This is a genomic window from Roseovarius sp. (assembly GCF_965228755.1).
GTDB lineage: Bacteria > Pseudomonadota > Alphaproteobacteria > Rhodobacterales > Rhodobacteraceae > Roseovarius.
Genome location: NZ_CBDDIG010000005.1, coordinates 1618431 through 1639295 on the forward strand (window position 1 = coordinate 1618431; position 20865 = coordinate 1639295).

20 protein-coding genes are annotated in these 20865 nt (G+C 64.9%); 10 read left to right on the forward strand and 10 right to left on the reverse strand.

The window, feature by feature from the left end:
• Positions 1 to 55: 55 nt before the first annotated feature.
• Together ACO07J_RS11535 and ACO07J_RS11540 are read right to left on the reverse strand one after the other, a co-directional pair.
• Complete coding sequence (locus ACO07J_RS11535) at positions 56 to 1954, reverse strand: PhoX family protein (RefSeq protein WP_422028960.1); 1899 nt, start codon at positions 1952 to 1954, stop codon at positions 56 to 58.
• Between the two features lie 124 nt (positions 1955 to 2078).
• Positions 2079 to 2261, reverse strand: a complete 183-nt coding sequence (locus ACO07J_RS11540; RefSeq protein ID WP_422028962.1) for a hypothetical protein — start codon at positions 2259 to 2261, stop codon at positions 2079 to 2081.
• A 343-nt stretch (positions 2262 to 2604) separates the two neighbouring features.
• Between ACO07J_RS11540 and ACO07J_RS11545 the strand changes: the two genes are divergently transcribed.
• The 3 genes from ACO07J_RS11545 to ilvN all read left to right on the forward strand — a co-directional run bounded on the left by ACO07J_RS11545 (position 2605) and on the right by ilvN (position 6263).
• Positions 2605 to 4362 carry an acetolactate synthase 3 large subunit gene (locus tag ACO07J_RS11545; RefSeq protein ID WP_422028964.1) on the forward strand — a complete coding sequence of 586 codons (1758 nt, stop codon included), beginning with the start codon at positions 2605 to 2607 and terminating at the stop codon, positions 4360 to 4362.
• A gap of 85 nt (positions 4363 to 4447) precedes the next feature.
• Positions 4448 to 5689 (forward strand): glycosyltransferase family 87 protein, encoded by a 1242-nt coding sequence (locus ACO07J_RS11550; RefSeq protein WP_422028966.1) that lies wholly within the window; start codon positions 4448 to 4450, stop codon positions 5687 to 5689.
• A 13-nt stretch (positions 5690 to 5702) separates the two neighbouring features.
• The gene (gene ilvN / locus ACO07J_RS11555) at positions 5703 to 6263 is read left to right on the forward strand and encodes an acetolactate synthase small subunit (protein ID WP_300895956.1); all 561 of its coding nucleotides are present in this window, start codon (positions 5703 to 5705) and stop codon (positions 6261 to 6263) included.
• On the opposite strand, the gene ACO07J_RS11560 is transcribed toward ilvN, so the two are convergent.
• Positions 6264 to 6629: a hypothetical protein gene (locus ACO07J_RS11560; RefSeq protein WP_422028968.1), complete on the reverse strand. Its 366-nt coding sequence runs from the start codon at positions 6627 to 6629 to the stop codon at positions 6264 to 6266.
• A 226-nt stretch (positions 6630 to 6855) separates the two neighbouring features.
• Here ACO07J_RS11560 and ACO07J_RS11565 point away from each other — a divergent pair, with 226 nt between their 5' ends.
• From ACO07J_RS11565 to ACO07J_RS11575, 3 genes are all read left to right on the forward strand, one after another.
• Positions 6856 to 7680: a helix-turn-helix domain-containing protein gene (locus ACO07J_RS11565; protein WP_422028970.1), complete on the forward strand. Its 825-nt coding sequence runs from the start codon at positions 6856 to 6858 to the stop codon at positions 7678 to 7680.
• 110 nt (positions 7681 to 7790) lie between these two features.
• On the forward strand, positions 7791 to 8951 hold the full coding sequence (locus tag ACO07J_RS11570; RefSeq protein ID WP_422028972.1) for an aromatic ring-hydroxylating oxygenase subunit alpha: 1161 nt from the start codon (positions 7791 to 7793) through the stop codon (positions 8949 to 8951).
• Entirely contained in the window at positions 8948 to 9193 is a 246-nt protein-coding gene (locus ACO07J_RS11575) for a hypothetical protein (protein ID WP_422028974.1), read from the forward strand. Before ACO07J_RS11570 ends, ACO07J_RS11575 begins: the two co-directional genes overlap by 4 nt.
• A 5-nt stretch (positions 9194 to 9198) precedes the next feature.
• Here ACO07J_RS11575 and ACO07J_RS11580 read toward each other — a convergent pair whose 3' ends face one another.
• Positions 9199 to 9498, reverse strand: a complete 300-nt coding sequence (locus ACO07J_RS11580; RefSeq protein ID WP_422028976.1) for a type II toxin-antitoxin system RelE/ParE family toxin — start codon at positions 9496 to 9498, stop codon at positions 9199 to 9201.
• Entirely contained in the window at positions 9495 to 9737 is a 243-nt protein-coding gene (locus tag ACO07J_RS11585; protein ID WP_422028978.1) for a type II toxin-antitoxin system ParD family antitoxin, read from the reverse strand. Before ACO07J_RS11585 ends, ACO07J_RS11580 begins: the two co-directional genes overlap by 4 nt.
• Before the next feature lie 154 nt (positions 9738 to 9891).
• On the opposite strand from ACO07J_RS11585, the gene ACO07J_RS11590 reads away from it, so the two are divergent.
• From ACO07J_RS11590 to ACO07J_RS11605, 4 genes are all read left to right on the forward strand, one after another.
• Positions 9892 to 11034 (forward strand): acyl-CoA dehydrogenase family protein, encoded by a 1143-nt coding sequence (locus ACO07J_RS11590; RefSeq protein ID WP_422028980.1) that lies wholly within the window; start codon positions 9892 to 9894, stop codon positions 11032 to 11034.
• Positions 11031 to 12074, forward strand: coding sequence for an enoyl-CoA hydratase/isomerase family protein (locus ACO07J_RS11595; RefSeq protein ID WP_422028982.1), 1044 nt, complete (start codon positions 11031 to 11033; stop codon positions 12072 to 12074). The genes ACO07J_RS11590 and ACO07J_RS11595 overlap by 4 nt, the downstream gene beginning before the upstream one ends.
• Before the next feature lie 4 nt (positions 12075 to 12078).
• Positions 12079 to 12951 carry a 3-hydroxyisobutyrate dehydrogenase gene (gene mmsB, locus ACO07J_RS11600; protein ID WP_422028984.1) on the forward strand — a complete coding sequence of 291 codons (873 nt, stop codon included), beginning with the start codon at positions 12079 to 12081 and terminating at the stop codon, positions 12949 to 12951.
• A gap of 96 nt (positions 12952 to 13047) precedes the next feature.
• The gene (locus ACO07J_RS11605; RefSeq protein ID WP_422028986.1) at positions 13048 to 13362 is read left to right on the forward strand and encodes an excinuclease ABC subunit A; all 315 of its coding nucleotides are present in this window, start codon (positions 13048 to 13050) and stop codon (positions 13360 to 13362) included.
• A 93-nt stretch (positions 13363 to 13455) separates the two neighbouring features.
• Here ACO07J_RS11605 and uvrA read toward each other — a convergent pair whose 3' ends face one another.
• The 5 genes from uvrA to ACO07J_RS11630 form a co-directional block, all read right to left on the reverse strand.
• Positions 13456 to 16314 (reverse strand): excinuclease ABC subunit UvrA, encoded by a 2859-nt coding sequence (gene uvrA, locus ACO07J_RS11610; RefSeq protein WP_422028988.1) that lies wholly within the window; start codon positions 16312 to 16314, stop codon positions 13456 to 13458.
• Positions 16315 to 16622: 308 nt separating this feature from the next.
• Positions 16623 to 17237: an outer membrane protein gene (locus ACO07J_RS11615; RefSeq protein ID WP_422028990.1), complete on the reverse strand. Its 615-nt coding sequence runs from the start codon at positions 17235 to 17237 to the stop codon at positions 16623 to 16625.
• Positions 17238 to 17359: 122 nt separating this feature from the next.
• Complete coding sequence (gene lpdA / locus ACO07J_RS11620) at positions 17360 to 18754, reverse strand: dihydrolipoyl dehydrogenase (protein ID WP_422028992.1); 1395 nt, start codon at positions 18752 to 18754, stop codon at positions 17360 to 17362.
• A gap of 146 nt (positions 18755 to 18900) precedes the next feature.
• Positions 18901 to 19485: a DUF924 family protein gene (locus tag ACO07J_RS11625; RefSeq protein WP_422028994.1), complete on the reverse strand. Its 585-nt coding sequence runs from the start codon at positions 19483 to 19485 to the stop codon at positions 18901 to 18903.
• 121 nt (positions 19486 to 19606) lie between these two features.
• On the reverse strand, positions 19607 to 20863 hold the full coding sequence (locus ACO07J_RS11630) for an MFS transporter (RefSeq protein ID WP_422028996.1): 1257 nt from the start codon (positions 20861 to 20863) through the stop codon (positions 19607 to 19609).
• Positions 20864 to 20865 lie beyond the last annotated feature (2 nt).

A 20865-nucleotide genomic window follows, 5' to 3' on the forward strand; every position in this document is an offset into this window, starting at 1 on the left:
TCCCCAAGAAGAAGCCCCGGCGTCGCGACACACCGGGGCCGTCATTTTCCCGGGCTCAGCCGACCAGCCCGCCATCCTCGCGCCAGACAACCACCACCGACGAGCGCGGCAACTTGCCCTCGCCATCGGGGAAGGGCGCGTCGGGGTGCTGGATGCCCACGAACATCGCCGTCCGGTCCGCCGACCACGTGAGCCCTGTGACCTCCGAACCCCTGGGCCCGGTGAGGAACCGCGCGATCTCGCCCGTCACCGGGTCGCCCGCCAGCATCTGGTTGTTGCCCATGCCGGCGAACTCGCCCTCGTTGCTGTCGTCGCCATCGGTCTGGATCCACACCAGCCCGGCACTGTCGAAGGCCATGCCATCGGGCGAGTTGAACATGTTGCCGTTGGTCACGTTCTCCGAGCCGCCATAGACGTTCTGGTAGACGTCCGGGTTGCCCGCCATCACGTAGAGATCCCAGTCGAACGTATCGGCGGCGTGGTCGTCCTCATGCGGCCGCCAGCGCACGATCTGGCCGTAATTGTTGGTCTCGCGCGGGTTGGGCCCGTTCACCGGCGTCTCGTCGCCGCCCGCGTTGGGCTTCACGCCGCGGTTCTTGTTGTTGGTCAGGCAGCAATAGGCCTCGACGGCATGCGGGTTGGCGGCGATCCACTCGGGCCGGTCCATCGTCGTGGCTCCGACCTTCGAGGCCGCCATCCGGGCAAAGATCAGCACCTCGGCCAGGCTTTCCATGCCGGTGCTCTCCGGCGTCAGCGGCAGCCATTCGCCGGTGCCGTCATCGTTGAACTTCGCGGCGTAGAGCGTGCCCTCGTCCAGCAGCCCCCCGGTCGACCCGCCCGGCGCATAGGCCGCGTCCGAGACGAAGCGGTACATGAATTCGCCCCGCTCGTCGTCGCCCATGTAGACCACCACGCGCCCGTCGGGCGCCAGCACCACCTCGGCATTCTCGTGCTTGAACCGGCCAAGGCCGGTATGCTTGACCGGCGTGCTCTCCGGGTCCGCCGGGTCGATCTCGACCACCCAGCCCGCGCGGTGCGGCTCGTTGGGGTGTTTCGCCGTGTCGAACCGGTCATCCCACTTGTGGTAATCGTAGCCCCAGCCATCGGCCCCGATCCCGTAGCGCTCGTACCCGGCCTGCACCGCCTCCGGCACATCAGCCTCGGAGGTGGCCCCGAAATACCCGTTGAAGTTCTCCTCGCAGGTCAGATACGTCCCCCACGGCGTCTTGCCCGAGCCGCAATTGTTGAACGTGCCAAGGCTCTCGGTCCCGCTCGGGTCGGCCTCGGTCTTCAGCAGCTCATGCCCGGCGGCAGGCCCGGCAATCGTCATCGGCGTCAGATGCGTGATCCGCCGGTTATACGGGCTGTCGACCACGACGCCCCAGCCGCCCTCGCCCTTCTCGACCTCCATCACCGTCACGCCCTGCAGCTTCTGCAGCTTGCGCACGTCGTCCAGCCCGGCGGGCACGCCCTCCTCGGACTGGGGCAGGTTGATATCGCGATTGGTGTATTCGAGGTTCACGGCAATCAGCTCGTGGCCCTCATGCACGAATGTCTCCATCCCGTCGGTATTCTCGCCGAACACCCGGTCGGCGCTTTCGGCATCCCCGCCGGTGGCATGATCGAACTCCGGCGCGTCGGAAAACAGCGGATCGCCCCAGCGCACCAGCACGTCCCACTGGTAGCCCTCGGGCACGTGCACCGTGGCATCGGTCTGCGCCGCGATCGGGGTGAAGGGAAAGCGCGAGTGCTCCATCGCCTCGGCGGCCCCGCCCAGCAGCTGCGCCGTGCCCATCGCCGCCGCGCCCGAACCGAAGGCCACGACTCCGCCAAGGAAGCCGCGCCGCGACAGCGCGCGCTCGACCACCTCGTCGAACTCGCACCCCTCGGGGCGCGGGTCGTTCAACTCGTCCCACTCGTCGGCGGATACCCGGTTCAGGTCTACATCTTTCATGGCTGGAATCTCCCTTGCTTCATCATCCTCCGCAATCGGTGATTCCTGTAAAATCCATGTGTCCCTTTCGCGAAAACCCGCGCGCTGTAGGAAAAATTCCGCCCCCTCACCCGGTATCGCCGGCTCAGGTACAGCGCACTCCCGGTTCGACCAGTTCGAACGCCACGATCTCGAATTCGTAAAGCTCGCTGTTGTCCGGCCGCATCGCCCGCGCGATCAGCCGGCCCTCGGCATCGTGATAGACCGCGTGCGCCGTATGCAACGCGCGGTAGCAATGGTCGCCATTCGGATAGTAATACTTGATCATGCCGCTGTCTCCCGGTTCAGCCCTCTCGCCCCTCTCCTACCAGCCGACCCTGACACCCCCTGTCCGCAACCCCCGTTCCTGCGCAACATCCGGAAAGCAAACCCGCCGCCCTGCGACATTTTTTTCGGCCAACCCCGTTCTCAGCGGTTGACGGGTCCCATCCCCCGCCATAATGTCCCGCGCACGCAGACAGGAGCTTCCGATGATCGGTTCGATCGTAATTCTGGTAGGAAAATGGCGCATGGGCCGGTAACGGACACCATAACGGTACCCCATGCGCCCCCGAAACCCGGGGGCTTTTTTATGCGCAGCGACAGACACGTCATAAACGGAGCAAATCAAGATGACACGTCACATGACCGGAGCGAAAATGGTGGTTCAGGCCCTCAAGGATCAGGGTGTGGACGTCGTATTCGGATACCCCGGCGGCGCCGTGCTACCGATTTATGACGAGGTCTTTCAGCAGAACGACATCCGCCACGTGCTCGTCCGCCACGAACAGGGCGCGGTGCACGCGGCCGAAGGCTATGCGCGCTCGACCGGCAAGCCCGGCGTCTGCCTCGTCACCTCGGGCCCCGGCGCCACCAATGCGGTCACCGGCATCACCGACGCGCTGATGGATTCGATCCCGCTCATCGTCCTTTCGGGGCAGGTGCCCACCTTCATGATCGGCAACGACGCCTTCCAGGAGGCCGACACCGTCGGCATCACCCGCCCCTGCACCAAGCACAACTGGCTGGTGAGCGACACCAAGGACCTCTCCAACGTCCTGCATCAGGCCTTCCATGTCGCAACCTCCGGCCGGCCCGGCCCGGTTCTGGTCGACATCCCCAAGGACGTGCAGTTCGCCAGCGCCGAGTACACGCCCCCGCAAAGGGCCAAGACCTCGCATTACCAGCCGCAGGTCAAGGGCGATATGGAAGAGATCACCGAACTGGTCGAGGCGCTCGAACAGGCCGAACGCCCGATCTTCTATACCGGCGGCGGCGTGATCAACTCTGGCCCCGCCGCCAGCCAGCTGCTGCGCGAGCTGGTCGACGCCACCGGCGTGCCGATCACCTCGACGCTCATGGGCCTCGGCGCCTACCCGGCGAAGGGCGACAACTGGCTCGGGATGCTCGGCATGCACGGTCTCTACGAGGCCAACATGGCGATGCATGACTGCGACCTGCTGATCAACGTGGGCGCCCGGTTCGACGACCGGATCACCGGCCGCGTCGACGCCTTCAGCCCGCATTCCACCCGGGCCCATATCGACATCGACCCCTCCTCGATCAACAAGGTCATCAAGACCGACATCCCCATCGTCGGCGACATCGCCCACGTACTCGAGGACGTGCTGAAGATCTGGAAATCCCGCGGCCGCAAGACCAACCGCGAGGGGATCGAGAAGTGGTGGAAGAAGATCAACGAGTGGAAGAAGGTCAACTGCCTCGCCTTCACGCAGGCGGGCAAGACCATCAAGCCGCAATACGCCCTCCAGCGCCTCGAGGAGCTGACCAAGGATCACGACCGCTATATCTGCACCGAGGTCGGCCAGCACCAGATGTGGGCGGCGCAGTATCTGGGCTTCAACGACCCCAACCGCTGGATGACCTCCGGGGGCCTGGGCACCATGGGCTACGGCTTCCCGGCCTCGATCGGTGTGCAGATGGCGCACCCGGACGCGCTGGTGATCAACGTCGCGGGCGAGGCGTCGTGGCTGATGAACATGCAGGAGATGGGCACCGCGGTGCAGTTCCGCCTGCCGGTCAAGCAGTTCATCATGAACAACGAACGCCTCGGCATGGTCCGCCAGTGGCAGGAGCTTCTGCACGGCGAGCGCTACTCGCATTCCTGGTCCGAGGCCCTGCCCGATTTCGTCAAGCTGGCCGAGGCCTTCGGCGCCAAGGGCATCCAGTGCAAGGATCCGACCGAGCTCGACGACGCCATCATGGAAATGCTCGAGCATGACGGCCCGGTGATCTTCGACTGCCTCGTCGAGAAGCACGAGAACTGCTTCCCGATGATCCCGTCGGGCGAGCCGCACAACAAGATGCTGCTGGGCGAGAACGCCTCCACCAAGGACGCGATCAGCAGCTCCGGCGCGGTTCTGGTGTAATGACCCACTCTCACCCACCCTCCCCCGCAGGGTGGGTGAAACCCACCAACCCTTCTCGCCTTCGCGCCGCCCAAGGACCCGCCGCATGACGCCCCACTCCGCCGCAGACGCCCGTCTCGCGATCTTCGACAGCCGCCGCGGCCGGCAGCTCGGCCTCCTGGGCGCGCTGGTGACGGTCATGTTCGGCGCCATCTTCATCGTCGGCGGCATCGTCGAGATCAACGAGACCGACCTGATCTCGGTCTCGGTCGATTTCTACGTCTTCTGGGCGGCCGCCAAGCTGGCTCTCCAGGGCCTGCCCCTCGACGCCTTCGACGTCACCCGCATCGCCGAGATGGCGGCCGTCACCCATGACGACTGGATGCCCTGGGCCTACCCTCCGGGCTTCCTGCTGCTGGTGATGCCGCTGGGCCTCCTGCCCTTCGCGCCCGCCTGGGCGGTTTTCATGGTCCTCTCCTGCGCCGCGCTCCTGCTGGCCACCCGCCCCTTCACCGCCGGGCGCACGCATGTCCTGCTGGGCACCGCACTGGCGCCCGCGATCCTGCCCTGCCTGCTGGTGGGCCAGACCACCATCCTCTGGCTCGCCGGGCTGATGGCGGCGCTGGCCGCACTCCGCGCCGAAAGACCAATCCTCGCCGGCATCTTCATCGGCCTGCTGACCCTGAAACCCCAGCTCGGCCTGCTCATCCCCTTCGCCCTCATCGCCGCCGGCCAGTGGCGCGCGATCCTGTCGGCGGCGGTCACCACGCTCCTGCTCGCCGCCATCCCCACCGTGCTCTTCGGCACCGCCTACTGGCCCGAGATGCTCGCCATGATGCGCGAGCACGGGGACACCGTCCGCAACGCCATCGCCGATCTCAACCTGATGATCAGCGCCTATGCCGCCATCGTCTATCTTGGCCTCGCCGAAGCCACGGCACTGGCCGTGCAATGGGCCCTCACCGCCCTCTGCGCCGCCGCCGTCTTCCTCACCTGGCGCCGCCCCTCCACCTCCTTCGACCTGCGCGCCGCCACGCTGCTCTGCGCCATCCCGCTCGCCTCGCCCTACCTGTGGCACTACGAATCCGCCCTGCTCGCCCCCGCCGCGCTCTTCCTTACCCGCGCCGGCGTGGTCACGCCCGGGCGCCCCCTCACCGTGCTCCTCGGCATCGCCATGTGGCTCAGCCTCGGCCCCTCGGCCCTCGTGCTGCTCAAGTCCGGCGCGGCGGATGTCTTCCGGCCCGTCTTCCTGCCCCTCGCCCTCGCGGCGCTTCTCACCTGCCTGTGGCACGCCCTGCTCAGGCCCCGCCCTGCGGCCACCCCGGCCACCCCCGAAGAAACCCACTGAAGGACCAGACCCGATGTCAGCGCTCAAGATCAAGAAAGGCTCGACCAAGCATTCCGCCTACAACCTGCGCCCGACCTTTTCCGACAAGGCCGAGACGCATACCCTGGCGGTGATCGTCGACAACGAACCGGGCGTCCTGGCCCGGGTCATCGGCCTCTTCTCGGGCCGCGGCTACAACATCGACAGCCTCACCGTGGCCGAGGTCGACCATACCGGCCACATGTCGCGCATCACCATCGTCACCACCGGCACGCCGCAGGTGATCGAACAGATCAAGGCACAGCTGGGCCGCATCGTCGTGGTCCACGACGTCCACGACCTCACGGTCGAGGGCCATTCCGTCGAACGCGAACTGGCGCTCCTGAAAGTGGCGGGTGAAGGGGAAAAGCGGGTCGAGGCCCTGCGCCTTGCCGACATCTTCCGCGCCAACGCGGTCGACAGCACGCTCAACAGCTTCGTGTTCGAGATCACCGGAACCCCGCAGAAGATCGACGCCTTCGCCGATCTCATGCGGCCCCTCGGCCTGACCGAGATCGCCCGGACAGGCATCGCCGCGCTCTCGCGCGGCGCCTGATCAGCGGTAGGAGGATTCGGCGGCGCGCTGCGCCCCGGGCGTGCCGCGCGGATGCAGCACCACCACGTTCTGCCGGCCCGCCCCCGTGTTCGGGGGGGCGATCTTGTTGCGGCGCAGGTTCGCCTTGGCCAGCTTCAGATCGCCCGGCAGTGACGGAAATTCGTGCTTCGACACGATGCTGGGATCGACCGCAAGGCGCATGTCGTCCACCTCGCGCAGGTCGAACTCGACAAGGTCGCCGGGCACGAAACAACTCGCCTCCGACAGGTTCTCCTCGTCCTTGTAAAATGCCAGGTTACGGTGGTCCTCGCACCAGATGACCGCCCGGTTATGCTTTTTATCACTCCAAAGAACTACGCCGTACATGGTGACCCCAATCTTCTTCCTCACCTTCGATTTTGAAACAGTTTAAGCAAAAGTGAATGGGGAGATTGCCCATGGAGCTCGGGCAATTTGTGACAAGACCATGCAAAGCTGACGCCAAGTCGCGTCACGACTGACCCTGTTTGGCGTCGATTCTTGTGGAAACGCCTGGGAATCTCCGATAGCGTGATGATATCCCCGCCTTTGCAACTATAAAGCATGTCCTTCCTTGACACAACAACGCACAGCCGACTCGCGGACTCGCGACAGCGACCCGGCCGCGCTCCGAGAGGTCTTCGGCGATAACCTCCGCCGCCTTTGCGCCGGCTACCCCTCGGTATCCGAGCTCTGCCGCGAGCTCGGCATCAACCGCACCCAGTTCAACCGCTACATGTCGGGCGAAAGCTTCCCCCGCCCCGACGTGCTGCACCGCATCTGCACCTTCTTCGGCACCGACGCCCGAATCCTGCTCGAGCCGGTCGATGCCCTCGCCCCGGCGCCGAACGATCTTCTCAGCCATCCGTTCCTTGCCGACTTTTTCGGCAAACCCACGATCGAGGTCTCGGACACGATCTTCCCCAGCGGCTTCTACCGCTTCGCCCGCAAAAGCTTCGTCGACGCCTCGCGCTTCGTGCTGGGGCTCGTGCTGATCAAGCGCGGCGACGGCTACACCTTCCTGCGCGGGTTCGAGCCGCGCCAGGGCGTGCGCGAACAGGGTCTCTCGACCGATCCGCACACCCGCGAATACCGCGGCATCGTCATGCGCCAGGAAGAGGGGATCATGGCCGTGGTCACCCACCGCGCCTCGCTCTCCTGCTCGTTCAACTTCCTGACGCCCGAAACCTCGTTCCAGTCGAACCTGTGGGAAGGCTACGCCTCCCGCACGGTGCGCGAGAAGGTCTCGGGCAACCGCGCCACCCGGATGGTCTACGAACACCTGGGCAATTCCACCGGCCGCATCCTGCAGGCCGCCCGCGAAACCGGGGTCGTGACCATCGACAAGGTGCCGCGCTTCTACCGCCACCTGCTGCGGCCTGACGAGGATTTCCGCTAACCCCCGCCGCACTGCAATTTGTCGCCCTGAGATAATCCGGGTCGCTGCCGGTCGGTCGCGACGGGGGCTTTCATGCGTAGCTCTCCCCAGCTAACGCAAGGAGTCCCGCGATGACCGCCACCGTGACCGATCTCAGCCAGGTCCGCCAGCCCGTCGACAAGGCGCACGGCCTGCCCAACGCGCATTACATCGACCCGGCCGTCTTTGCCGAGGAACGCCAGGCCCTGCTCTTCTCGCAATGGGCGGGCCTCGCCGTCGCCGCCGATGTGCCCGAACCGGGCGACGCGGTGCCGATGGAATTCCTCGGCATGCCGCTCCTCCTCATCCGCGACAAGGAAGGCGACGTGCGCGTCTTCCAGAACATCTGCCGCCACCGCGGCATGATCCTGGTCGAGGAGCCCCGCAAGATCGAGGGCGCGATCCGCTGCCCCTACCATTCCTGGTGCTACTCGACCAAGGGCAAGCTGGTCTCGACCCCCCATGTGGGCGGCCCCGGCCATAACACCCACGAGACCATCAAACGCGACGATCTCGGCCTGATCGAGGTCCGCTCCCACATCTGGCGCGACGTGGTCTGGATCAACGTCTCCGGCGACGCCCCCGCCTTCGAGGAGGCGATGACCGACATTATCGCCCGCTGGTCCGAGTTCGACCTGCCCCTCTACCACGGCGGCCATGACAGCCGGATTACGCTGGAAGTGAAAACCAACTGGAAGCTCGCGGTCGAGAACTTCTGCGAAAGCTACCACCTGCCGTGGGTCCACCCGGGCCTCAACAGCTATTCCAGGCTCGAAGACCACTACAATATCGAGCAACCGGGCGAATTCTCCGGCCAGGGCACCATGGTCTATCGCCAGCTCACCAACGAGAACGGCGAATCCTTCCCCGATTTCGCCGATGTCGGCGCCAAGTGGAACGATCAGGCGGAATACATCGCCGTCTACCCCAACGTCCTGCTCGGCGTCCAGCGCGACCACGCCTTCGCCATCATCCTCGAACCCCGCGGCCATGACCGCACGGTCGAGCACATCCACCTCTACTATTCCGTCCCCGACAGCGACGAGGGGCTGCGCATGCGCAACACCCAGCTCTGGAAGACCGTGTTCGAGGAGGACATCTTCGTCGTCGAGGGCATGCAGAAAGGCCGCCACGCCAGCAGCTTCGACGGCGGCCGTTTCTCGCCGGTGATGGATAGCCCGACCCACTGCTTCCACGACTGGGTGGCCGCCAAGGTCGAGGCCCACCGCGGCCAGGCGCAAGCCGCCGAATGACCGCCCAGCCGGATCAGGGCATCGGCATGGTCGACACGCTCGACGCGCAGCTCCTCGCCGCGCATGACGGCGACGACCGCTTCGCCCTGATCCGGCTCTACACCCAGGCCGCCGACATCACCAACGATGTCGACGCGGCCTGCTTCTTCCTCACCTACGCCTATATATTCGCGCTCGAGGCCGGCGCCGCCGAGGCCACCACCCTCCACGCCCGCCTCAAGGCCCACGGGCGCGAGGAATAACCCTTTCACTCCGCCAGGAACGCCTGCCAGTTCGCCCGCGCATGCACCACCCGCACCACGTCCAGCACGGCCTCATCACTCTGGAAGATAACGAGATGCGCGCGATAGGGATGCACCCGCACCGGCGGCACGAATTCCTCCCTCAACCGGGCCGTCTCCGGAAACTCCGCCAACAGCCGCAGCGTCCGCTCCAACCCGGTCAGGTAGGCCACCGCCTGCCCCTCCGACCACGTCTCGACCGTGTAGCGCCAGATATCCTCCAGATCGGCCTCGGCCCTAGGGCGCCACAGAACCTGCCGGCTCACCCGCCCTGTCCGCGCGTCTTCCTCTCGATGAACCCGGCCATGTCGACCGACCGCGGCTCCCCGCTCCGAAGCCCCTCGTCGATCAGCCCCTGCATCTCGCCGATCGCCTGCTGCCGCTCCAGGTCCTTCCGGATCAGGTCGCGCACGTAATCGCTGACATTGCTGTACTGCCCGCCCCTGGCGCGCGCCTCGACCGAGGATTTCATGTGATCGGGAAGCGATATGTTCATCGTGGCCATGGCTGTTATCTTGGCGTCTTGGCAAACTTTGTCAACTCCCCTCCCCCATCCCTGCAAAACCGTCCTGCGCAAATCCACCTTGCATTTCCCCCTTCCCCTCCGTTAATTAAACACACGTTCAATTAGACGAACGCCAGGAGGAGGAGGCACCCAAATGGATTTCGCCCTCACAGAGGAACAGACGGCCATCTTCGACATGGCCCACGCCTTCGGGCAGGAACAGATCGCCCCCCACGCCCGCGACTGGGAAAAAGAAGGCACCATCCCGAAAGAGCTCTGGCCCCAGGTGGGCGAGCTGGGCTTCGGCGGCCTCTACGTCTCCGAAGAGTCCGGCGGCGCCGGCCTCTCGCGCCTCGACGCCACCCTCGTCTTCGAGGCGCTCTCCATGGCCTGCCCCTCGGTCGCGGCCTTCCTGTCGATCCACAACATGTGCGCCAAGATGATCGACACCTTCGCCTCCGACGAGATGAAGGCGCGCGTCCTGCCCAGGGCCATCGCGCTCGAAACCGTCCTCTCCTACTGCCTCACCGAACCCGGCTCCGGCTCCGACGCGGCGGCATTGAAAACCCGCGCCGAGAAGTCGAACGAAGGCTACACCCTCAACGGCACCAAGGCGTTCATCTCCGGCGGCGGCTATTCCGACGCCTATGTCGTCATGGTCCGCACCGGCGATGACGGGCCAAAGGGCATCTCCACCGTCTATGTCGAGGACGGCACCCCCGGCCTCTCCTTCGGCGGGCTCGAGGACAAGATGGGCTGGCGCTCGCAACCAACCCGCCAGGTCCAGTTCGACGACTGCAAGATCCCCGCCGACAACCTCGTCGGCGACGAGGGGCGCGGCTTCTCCTATGCCATGGCCGGCCTCGACGGCGGCCGCCTCAACATCTCGGCCTGCTCGCTCGGCGCGGCCCAGACCGCCATGAACCTCACCCGCGACTACATGGCCGAGCGCAAGGCCTTCGGCCAGTCCATCGACCAGTTCCAGGCCCTCCAGTTCCGCCTCGCCGAGATGGAGATCGAGCTTCAGGCCGCCCGCACCTTCCTGCGGCAAGCGGCGTGGAAGCTGGACACCAAGGCCCCCGACGCCACCAAGTTCTGCGCCATGGCCAAGAAATTCGTCACCGAAGCGGGCTCGAAAATCTGCAACGACTGCCTGCAACTGCACGGCGGCTACGGCTACCTCGCCGATTACGGCATCGAAAAACTCGTGCGTGACCTGCGCGTTCATGAAATCCTCGAAGGGACCAATGAAATCATGCGCCTGATCGTGGCGCGGCACATGCTGGCGGAGAAATGACAGACATATCGATCCGGAAAGACGGCAAGGCGGGCCGCATCACCCTCACCCGCCCCAAGGCGCTCAACGCCATGACCTACGAGATGTGCATCGCCATCGAGGACGCGGTCGATGCCTGGGCCGATGACGACACGGTCGAGCTGATCATCATCGACGCCGAAGGCGACAAGGCGTTCTGCGCCGGCGGCGACATCGCCGCGCTCTACGAGACCGGGACCAAGGGCGACCATGAATACGCCCGCCGCTTCTGGCGCGACGAATATCGCCTCAACGCCAAGATCTCCGAATATCCCAAGCCCTATGTCGCCTTCATGCAGGGCTTCGTCATGGGCGGCGGCGTCGGCATCTCCTGCCACGGCCACCCCCGCATCGTCTGCGAATCCAGCCAGATCGCCATGCCCGAATGCGGCATCGGCCTGGTGCCGGACGTGGGCGGCACCTACCTGCTGGCCAAGGCGCCGGGTCGGCTGGGCGAATATCTCGGCACCACCGGCACCCGGATGAACGCGGGCGACGCCATCCATGCGGGCTTCGCCGACCATTTCGTCCCGCAGGAGAAATGGGCCGACCTCATCGCCGGGCTCTCCGAAACCGGCGACCTCGCCCTGATCGCGCAAGCCAGCGAAACCCCGCCCGAAGGCAAGGTCAGCCCTCTCCAGGCCGAGATCGACGAGCATTTCGGCGGCGAGACCCTGCTCGACATCCTCAACTCCCTCAATGCCTCCGACAGCGAGTTTGCCGCGCAGGCGCTCAAGGCCCTCTCCCGCGGCTCGCCCCTCTCGATGGCCTGCACCATCGAAATGCTGCACCGCCTGCAAGGCCCCGCCGCCGGTATCCGCCGCGCGCTCGACCTCGAATACCGCTTCACCCATCGCGCCATGGAAAAGGGGGATTTCCTCGAAGGCATCCGCGCCGCGGTGATCGACAAGGACCGCTCGCCCAAATGGCAGCACGACTTCGACAACCCGCCCCAGCTGGCGGCGACGCAGATGCTCATGCCGCTCGGGGCCGATGCCCTGACATTCGAAAAGGAAGGATAACGCCATGAAGATCGGATTCATCGGACTGGGAAACATGGGCGGGCCGATGGCCGCCAACCTCGCCAAGGCCGGTCATGAGGTGACGGGCTTCGACACCGCCGAGGTCAGCATCGAGGGCGTCACCACCGTCGCCTCCGCCGCCGAGGCCGCCAAGGGCGCCGACGTGGTCATCACCATGCTGCCCAACGGCAAGATCCTCCGCGCCGTCGCCGAGGAAATCCATCCGGCGATGGACAAGGGCGCCGTGCATCTCGACTGCTCGACCGTCGATGTCGACAGCGCCCGCGCCGTGGCCGAGGCGGCCCAGGCCGCCGGCCTCTCCGCCCTCGACGCGCCGGTCTCCGGCGGCATCGCCGGCGCCGCCGGCGGCACGCTCACCTTCATGGTCGGCGGCGACGAAGCGGGCTTTAGTACCGCAAAGGAACTCTTCGACATCATGGGCCAGAAGGCCGTGCATTGCGGCCCCTCCGGCAATGGCCAGGCCGCCAAGATCTGCAACAACATGATCCTCGGCGCCACGATGATCGTCACCTGCGAGGCCTTCGCGCTCGCCGACAAGCTGGGCCTCGACCGGCAGGCGATGTTCGACGTGGTCTCCACCTCCTCCGGCTACTCGTGGTCGATGAACGCCTATTGCCCCGCCCCGGGCGTCGGGCCGCAATCGCCCTCCGACAACGACTACAAGCCGGGCTTCGCCGCCGACCTGATGCTCAAGGACCTGCGCCTTGCCATGCAGGCGGCCGAGGCCGCCGATGCCGACACCACCCTCGGCAAGGCGGCGATGAAGCTCTACGAGCAATTCGTCGAACAGGAAGACGGCGCCGGCAAGGACTTCTCCGCCATGCTCCCCCGCCTCGAAAAGCGCGGCCACAGCTAAGGCGGCAATCCGCCCACCCGGCCCGGCCTGCCTTGTGGCGGGCCGGATCGAACCCACTTCCTTGCCTATCGCATATCGCATGCAAGGAGGTTTCCCATGCGCAAGCTCATCGTCGCCGCCGCCGTGGCTGCGACCGCCATGACACCGCTGGCCGCGCAGGCCGGCTCGGCGGGCTGCCCGCCGGGGCTCGCCAAGAAGCATAACGGCTGCCTGCCCCCCGGACACGCCAAGAAGATCTACAGGAGCGATCGCAGGTATCTCCAGGGCGGCACGATCATCTCCTACCCGGAACGCTACGGCCTGAACCCCGGCTACACCTATTACCGCTCGGGCGGCAACGTCTACCGGGTCGACCGTGACACCCGCGAGATACTCGACCTGATCGGCGCAGTCAGCCGGATCCTGAACTGATCCTCGACACCTCCGCCGGGTGGCGGACACCGCCACCCGCACCGACGTAATACCGACAAAATACCGACGTTATACCGACGTTGAAAACCGGCCCTATTCGGCCGCCACTTTCCGCGCCGCCAGCATCTCTTTCAGGTAGCGCCCGGTATGGCTCCGCGGCTCTTCCGCCACGTCCTCAGGTGTGCCCACGGCCACGATCTCACCGCCGCCATCGCCACCTTCCGGGCCGATATCGATCAGCCAGTCGGCGGTCTTGATGACGTCCAGATTGTGCTCGATCACCACGACCGTATTGCCGGTTTCTACAAGCTGATGAAGGACTTCCAGCAGTTTCTTCACGTCCTCGAAATGCAGGCCCGTGGTCGGCTCGTCGAGAATATACAGCGTCCGGCCCGTCGAGCGTTTCGACAGCTCCTTCGACAGCTTCACCCGCTGCGCCTCGCCGCCCGACAGCGTTGTCGCCTGCTGCCCGACCTTGATATAGCCAAGCCCGACCCGCGCCAGCGCATCCATCTTCTCCCGGATCGCCGGCACCGCCTTGAAGAACTCCTGCGCGTCCTCGACAGTCATCTCAAGAACGTCGGCTATGCTCTTGCCTTTCCACGTAATTTCCAACGTCTCTCGGTTGTACCGCGCGCCATTGCACGTCTCGCAGGTGACGTAGACATCGGGCAAAAAGTGCATCTCGATCTTGATCAGCCCGTCCCCCTGGCACGCCTCACACCGCCCGCCCTTGACGTTAAACGAGAACCGGCCCGGCTTGTACCCCCGCGCCTTCGCCTCCGGCAGCCCGGCGAACCAGTCGCGGATCGGCGTGAACGCTCCGGTGTAAGTGGCTGGATTCGAACGCGGAGTCCGCCCGATGGGCCGCTGGTCAATGTCGATCACCTTGTCCAGGTGCTCCAGCCCCTTGATCGTCTCGCAAGGCGCCGGTGTCTGCCGCGCCCCGTTCAGCCGCATCGACGCGGTCTTGAACAGCGTCTCGATCGTCAGGGTCGACTTGCCACCGCCCGACACGCCCGTCACGCAGACGAACCGGCCCAGCGGAAACTCCGCATCGACGGCCTTAAGGTTGTTCCCTTCCGCCTTGATAACCTTGACGGATTTCCCATTCCCCTTGCGCCGTTCGGACGGGATGGAAATCTCCCGCTGGCCCGACAGGTACTGCCCGGTCACCGAAGCCGGGTCGGCCGCAATCTGCTCCGGCGTGCCGTGGCTCACCACCTGCCCGCCATGCACCCCGGCCCCCGGGCCGATGTCGAAAACATAGTCGGCCGTCCGGATCGCCTCCTCGTCATGCTCCACAACGATCACGGTATTGCCCTGATCCCGCAGGTTCTGCAGCGTCTGCAACAGCCGCCCGTTATCCCGCTGGTGAAGGCCAATCGACGGCTCGTCCAGCACGTACAGCACTCCGGTCAGCCCCGACCCGATCTGGCTCGCCAGCCTGATCCGCTGGCTCTCGCCGCCCGAAAGTGTGCCCGCACTGCGCGACAGCGTCAGGTAGTCGAGGCCAACATTGTTAAGGAATCCAAGACGTTCGCGGATTTCCTTCAGGATGGCCCGGGCAATCTCGTTCTTCTGCGCGGTCAGGCTTTCCGGCACGGTCTCGCACCATGCAAAGGCTTCCCGGATCGACATCTCGACCACCTGGCCCACGTGCAGCCCGGCGATCTTCACCGCCAATGCCTCGTCCCGCAGGCGATACCCGCCACAGGCCCCGCAGGGCCGGTTGTTCTGATACCGCTCGAATTCCTCGCGGATCCAGGCGCTGTCCGTCTCGCGATACCGGCGTTCCATGTTGGGGATCACCCCCTCGAACACCCGGCTCACCTGGTAGACGCGTCCGCCCTCGTCATAGCGGAACTGGATCTCCTCGTCGCCCGAACCGTACAGGAACACCTGCTGCACATGCGGATCGAGGTCTTTCCACCGCGCCTTCCGGTCGAACTCGTAATGCCGGGCGATGGCCTCGATCGTCTGAAGGAAATAAGGGCTTTTGCCCTTCCGCCACGGCGCCAGCGCACCGTCGGCGATGCGCAACTGCTCGTCCGGCACCACAAGCCGCTCGTCAAAGAACAGCTCGGCACCCAGCCCGCCGCATTCCGGGCAGGCCCCGAAGGGCGCGTTGAAGGAAAACAGCCGCGGTTCAATCTCTGGAATGGTGAACCCGCTGACCGGACAGGCGAAATTCTCGGAGAAGGTGAACCGTTCCGGCTCCCCTTCCTTCGGTGCGGTTTCAAGCACGGCAATACCGTCGGCCAAGTCCAGCGCGGTGCGGAAACTGTCGGCCAGCCGCGTACCGATGCCCTCCTTCACGACCACCCGGTCGACCACCACGTCGATATCATGCCGGAACTTCTTGTCGAGCTTGGGCGGATCGTCGAGCTCGTGAAACTCTCCATCGACCTTGACCCGCTGGAACCCCTGTTTGCGCAACTCCAGGAATTCCTTGCGGTATTCCCCTTTGCGGTCACGCACTATGGGCGCAAGCAGGTAAGCGCGTGTGCCCTCTTCCATGCCCAGCACGCGGTCGACCATATCCTGCACCTGCTGCGCCTCGATGGGTAGGCCGGTGGCGGGCGAATAGGGTGTGCCCACACGCGCGAAAAGCAGACGCAGGTAGTCGTAGATCTCCGTGACCGTGCCCACGGTCGAGCGCGGGTTCTTGCTGGTCGTCTTCTGCTCGATGGAGATCGCCGGGGAAAGACCGCTGATATGGTCCACATCCGGCTTTTCCATCATGTCGAGGAACTGGCGGGCATAGGCCGACAGGCTTTCGACATAGCGCCGCTGCCCCTCGGCATAGATCGTGTCGAAGGCCAGCGACGACTTGCCCGAGCCGGACAGGCCGGTGATCACCACCAGCTCGTTACGTGGAATATCCACGTCGATATTGCGCAGGTTATGCTCCCGCGCACCGCGCACTTCGATATGCTTGAGCTCGGCCATCCGGTCCCCCGTTCACACTGGTTAAGAGATAGTGGAGGAGGGCCGATCTTCCAAGTCAAAACTGCGAACATAAAGTGAACGCCTGACAACCTCTGTCAGCGAACCGCATTTTTCCGCGGGCCCGCCCGGAATGTCGATCGGGGCGGGCGTCGATCTGCCGATGGACGCTTAGTCGGCCGGTTCAGTAGAACCCGCCGCCATCGCAGGCGGCAAGCAAAAGCACGACGGCACCACCGGAAAGCCAGCGAAGCTTGGCGATCATCCTGTCACGTTTCATCTTGTTCTCCCCTTGGTTCAGATGGCTTTGGTCAGAAGTGCAGGTTCACGCCGACACGTGCGATCAGGTTCGACGACCCACCGACCGCGGGAATGCCGCCCGGAATTTGCGTCGATTCCGGAACATCGACGTAAAGCAGTTCGAGCCGCCCTGACGTCCTCACCCCGAACCAGCGTTCGACGCCGGCCCCGAGGGCCAGGCCCGGCTCCCATTCCTCGTCGGTACCGGCACCGGTCAGCGTGATCGACTTGCGCGTCCACGCGACACCGACCGTGCCGTATATCAGGTAATCCTGCGCGACCACCGTACCGGCACGAAACCGCAACGTGCCCATCCAGTCTTCCTCGAACCGCCCGCCGGGCGATTGGCCGTAGATGTCGAGCGCCGATATGTCGGCCTCGAGGCCGAAGACCGCGTTGCCACTCGTCCAGTTGTAACCGGTCTGGATGCCCCCGATTGCACTTCCCGAGTCGCCGATCGGGCCGGGATTCGCCGGAATGTTGTTGTCGAAATCGCTGTGAACATAGCCAATGTTCGCGCCGATATAGGGCCCTGCCCAATCCTGCGCCGCGGCGGGAAGGGCGAGCACGGACAGCGCAAGGAACGCAAGCGGCGAACTGCCTTGAAGTTTGCGGGTTGGTGCCATTCGGTGCTCCTCCGTCTCCGAGCAGCCTGAAGCCCAACATACATTGATCGGCAAGTTTACGCAACGGCAACCCCACCGGGCCCGACGGGGTTGCCGTTGCTGGACTGGCGATCAGACCGCCGTCAGATGTGTATCACCCGGTCGTAGGCGTCCAGCACCGCCTCGTGCATCATCTCGCTCAGCGTCGGATGCGGGAAGACGGCGTGCATCAGGTCTTCCTCGGTGGTCTCGAGCTGCCGGCCCACGACGTAACCCTGGATCAGCTCGGTCACCTCGGCGCCGACCATGTGCGCGCCCAGCAACTCGCCGGTCTTCTCGTCGAACACCGTCTTCATCATGCCTTCCGCCTCGCCCAGGGCGATGGCCTTGCCGTTGCCGATGAAGGGGAAGCGGCCGACCTTGATCTTGTAGCCCTTCTCCTTCGCCTGCGCCTCGGTCATGCCGACGCTGGCGATCTGCGGATGGCAATAGGTGCAGCCGGCGATGCTGTCGGGGCGCACGGGGTGCGGGTGCCCGCCGGCGATCAGTTCGGCCACCATGACGCCCTCGTGCGACGCCTTGTGCGCCAGCCACGGCGCGCCGGCGAGGTCGCCAATGGCGTAGAGGCCGTCGACCCCGGTACGGCAGTATTCGTCGACGATCACGTGCGTCCGGTCGACCTTGACGCCCAGCTCTTCCAGCCCGAGATTCTCGACGTTCCCGACGATGCCCACGGCCGAAATCACGGTGTCGAACTCGTGTTTCTCGGTCTTGCCGCCGGTTTCGATATGGGCGGTCACCTTGCCCTTTGCGCGGTCAAGCTTCTTGACCGTCGCCTTCTCCATGATCTTCATCTTCTGCTTCTGGAACGCCTTCTTGGCGAAGGCGGAAATCTCGGCATCCTCGACGGGCAGGATCCGGTCCATCACCTCGACCACGGTCGTATCGGCCCCAAGCGTGTTGTAGAAGCTGGCAAACTCGATCCCGATGGCGCCCGATCCGATGACCAGCAGCTTCTTCGGCATGCGCGGCGGCTGAAGCGCGTGCTTGTAGGTCCAGACGAGATCGCCATCGGCCTCGAGCCCCGGCAGTTCCCGCGCCCGGGCGCCGGTGGCCAGCACGATCGCCTTGGATTCCAGCTCCTCGGTGCCCTTGTCGGTCTTGACCGACACCTTGCCCTTGGCAGGCAGCGTGGCCTCGCCCATCACTGTGGTGATCTTGTTCTTCTTCATCAGGTGGCCCACGCCCGAGGCCAGCTGCTTGGCCACCCCGCGAGAGCGTTTGACCACGGCGTCGAGGTCGTAATCAATCCCATCGGCCTTCAGCCCGAACTCCTTGGCGCGGTGCATCAGGTGGAACACCTCGGAACTGCGCAGCATCGCCTTGGTCGGAATGCAGCCCCAGTTGAGGCAGATGCCACCCATGTGCTCGCGCTCCACGATGGCGACATTCAGCCCGAGCTGTGCCCCGCGAATGGCGGCCACATAGCCCCCCGGCCCTGCGCCGATAACGATCATGTCAAAGGATTTTGCCGCCATTTCCGTCTCCGTCTGGCTGTGTTCCGGAATTTAGTTTGATATTAAACTATCTCGCCTCTCCACACAACGCGACAAACGCTCCCCGCAACGCAATGTCACGGGGGGCTGGCCAAACAGCTCACAGGAAAGGATTTTTCACCTCCGGCCTAGGCCGCGTCGGCTTCCTGAAGGGCTTGCAGGGTGGTGCCGTATCCGCCCTGTTCGACATAGTCGAGCTCGGGATCGGTCGAATTGCGGCTGAGCGCATCGTTGCGATAGGGGAATCGGCCGAACATGCGGATGACCTCGCGATGCGCGCGGGCGTGCAGCAGCGTGTTCTCGCCACCTTTCGGCATCCGCTCCATCACCAGGCGGATGCAGCGTTCCTGATCGCACAGGTTTTCGGAATGCATGAGGGGGAGGTAGAAGAACTGTCGCGCCGGCTCGTCGATGCGCAGGTCCCATTTCCGGTGGATCGCCGCCTTGGCCGCGGCCACCGCGTGCTTGTCGGTTGCAAAGGCTGTCGCCTCGCCCCGGAACATGTTGCGCGAAAACTGGTCCATGACGATGATATAGGCCAGTGTCCCGCTGGGATAGGTCAGCCAGAGACCATAGGTGCCCTCACGCGCCCGGTCCCAGGTCTGCCGGAACCTGTCTCGTACCTTCGCGTCAAGCTCGTCCGACGCCTCGTACCATCCCTGAGGTCCGACTTCATCGAGCCAGAACTGCAGGACCTCCTCAGGGGTCGTCATTGGTGCCTCCTCATCTCTTCACACACCCGATATAGGAACGATTATTCCCATATCCTCTTTCATGGACAGTAAAAATTTGTAACATCGGCAACAGTCCGTGACTGTGGATAACTCGTTAGCGCTATCCGTCCTCCGGTTCGTCCTGTGCGGTTTCGTAGTCGTATTCGGCGGCAAAGTTCACCGCCAGCGGCGAGGCGGACATCGAGACCATGGTGAAACTGTCCGTTTCATCCACCGACGGCGCCGCGCGCTGGGTCATCCGGTAGGCCGCGTAGCCCGTGACCGCAAAGCACAACACGGCGATCACCAGGAAGAACGCCCAGGCACCAAGCTGGCCCATCAGCCAGCCGGTGACGACCGGCCCGGCCACCGCGCCAAGACCGTTGATGAACACCAACCCGCCGGCCGCGGCGGCCATGTCCTCGTGGCTCAGGAAGTCGTTGGTATGCGCGATCAGCAGCGAATACAGCGGGTTCGACATGCCCCCGACCATCAACCCCGCCAGAAGCAGCGCCGGAAAGAACGCGCCGAACACCGCCCCCACGATCCCGCCCGCGCCGCAGATGGCGGCAGCGATCAGGATCAGCAGGCGCCGGTCCATCCGGTCCGACAGCCAGCCGATGGGGAATTGCAGCACCAATGCGCCGACGAAGAAGGCCGAGACGAATGTCGAGATCTGCGCCACCGAAAGGCCCACCTCGGCGCCATAGACCGGCGCCATGCCGAACTGCGCCGAGAACACGCCGCCCAGCAGGAACATGCCGACACAGCCCAGCGGCGAAATCTTCATGATCTGGCGCAGGCTGAGGGGTTTGGCGGTATCGAACGACGGCGTGGGGCTGATCGACAGAAGAATGGGCGCAAAGGCCAGCGAGATGAGCACCGAGGGGATGATGAACAGGACGAAGCCGCCCGGATCGGCCACCAGCATCAGCGCCTGCGCCGACACGATGCCCACCATCTGCACGATCATGTAGAGCGACAGGGCCTTGCCGCGGTTCTCGTTGCTGGCCGCCTCGTTGAGCCAGCTTTCGGCAGTCACGTAGACGCCCGAGAAGCAGAACCCGATCAGGATCCGCCCCAAGCCCCACGCGTAGGGATGCGCGAAGGTGGGGTACAGGATCATGACCGCCGAAATGAGCGAGGCCAGCGCCGCGAAGACCCGGACATGCCCGACGCGGCGGATCATGTCCGGCGCCATGCGCGAACCGAACAGGAAACCCACGAAATACCCCGACATCACCAGCGACATTTCAATCGTCGAGAAGCCTTCGATCTCGCCGCGGATGCCGAGCAGCGTGCCCTGCATGCCGTTGCCGACCTGCAGAAGCATCATCCCAAGAAGCAGCGCCCATGCGCTGGACAAAACCGAAAACATGA

What these genes read in the sequence shown, in the direction of transcription:
- ACO07J_RS11535 (WP_422028960.1), bottom strand. Translation starts at nt 1,954, where the DNA reads ATGAAAGATGTAGACCTGAACCGGGTATCCGCCGACGAGTGGGACGAG.
- ACO07J_RS11540 (WP_422028962.1), bottom strand. Translation starts at nt 2,261, where the DNA reads ATGATCAAGTATTACTATCCGAATGGCGACCATTGCTACCGCGCGTTG.
- ACO07J_RS11545 (WP_422028964.1), top strand. Translation starts at nt 2,605, where the DNA reads ATGACACGTCACATGACCGGAGCGAAAATGGTGGTTCAGGCCCTCAAG.
- ACO07J_RS11550 (WP_422028966.1), top strand. Translation starts at nt 4,448, where the DNA reads ATGACGCCCCACTCCGCCGCAGACGCCCGTCTCGCGATCTTCGACAGC.
- ilvN (WP_300895956.1), top strand. Translation starts at nt 5,703, where the DNA reads ATGTCAGCGCTCAAGATCAAGAAAGGCTCGACCAAGCATTCCGCCTAC.
- ACO07J_RS11560 (WP_422028968.1), bottom strand. Translation starts at nt 6,629, where the DNA reads ATGTACGGCGTAGTTCTTTGGAGTGATAAAAAGCATAACCGGGCGGTC.
- ACO07J_RS11570 (WP_422028972.1), top strand. Translation starts at nt 7,791, where the DNA reads ATGACCGCCACCGTGACCGATCTCAGCCAGGTCCGCCAGCCCGTCGAC.
- ACO07J_RS11575 (WP_422028974.1), top strand. Translation starts at nt 8,948, where the DNA reads ATGACCGCCCAGCCGGATCAGGGCATCGGCATGGTCGACACGCTCGAC.
- ACO07J_RS11585 (WP_422028978.1), bottom strand. Translation starts at nt 9,737, where the DNA reads ATGGCCACGATGAACATATCGCTTCCCGATCACATGAAATCCTCGGTC.
- ACO07J_RS11590 (WP_422028980.1), top strand. Translation starts at nt 9,892, where the DNA reads ATGGATTTCGCCCTCACAGAGGAACAGACGGCCATCTTCGACATGGCC.
- ACO07J_RS11595 (WP_422028982.1), top strand. Translation starts at nt 11,031, where the DNA reads ATGACAGACATATCGATCCGGAAAGACGGCAAGGCGGGCCGCATCACC.
- mmsB (WP_422028984.1), top strand. Translation starts at nt 12,079, where the DNA reads ATGAAGATCGGATTCATCGGACTGGGAAACATGGGCGGGCCGATGGCC.
- ACO07J_RS11605 (WP_422028986.1), top strand. Translation starts at nt 13,048, where the DNA reads ATGCGCAAGCTCATCGTCGCCGCCGCCGTGGCTGCGACCGCCATGACA.
- uvrA (WP_422028988.1), bottom strand. Translation starts at nt 16,314, where the DNA reads ATGGCCGAGCTCAAGCATATCGAAGTGCGCGGTGCGCGGGAGCATAAC.
- ACO07J_RS11615 (WP_422028990.1), bottom strand. Translation starts at nt 17,237, where the DNA reads ATGGCACCAACCCGCAAACTTCAAGGCAGTTCGCCGCTTGCGTTCCTT.
- lpdA (WP_422028992.1), bottom strand. Translation starts at nt 18,754, where the DNA reads ATGGCGGCAAAATCCTTTGACATGATCGTTATCGGCGCAGGGCCGGGG.
- ACO07J_RS11625 (WP_422028994.1), bottom strand. Translation starts at nt 19,485, where the DNA reads ATGACGACCCCTGAGGAGGTCCTGCAGTTCTGGCTCGATGAAGTCGGA.
- ACO07J_RS11630 (WP_422028996.1), bottom strand. Translation starts at nt 20,863, where the DNA reads ATGTTTTCGGTTTTGTCCAGCGCATGGGCGCTGCTTCTTGGGATGATG.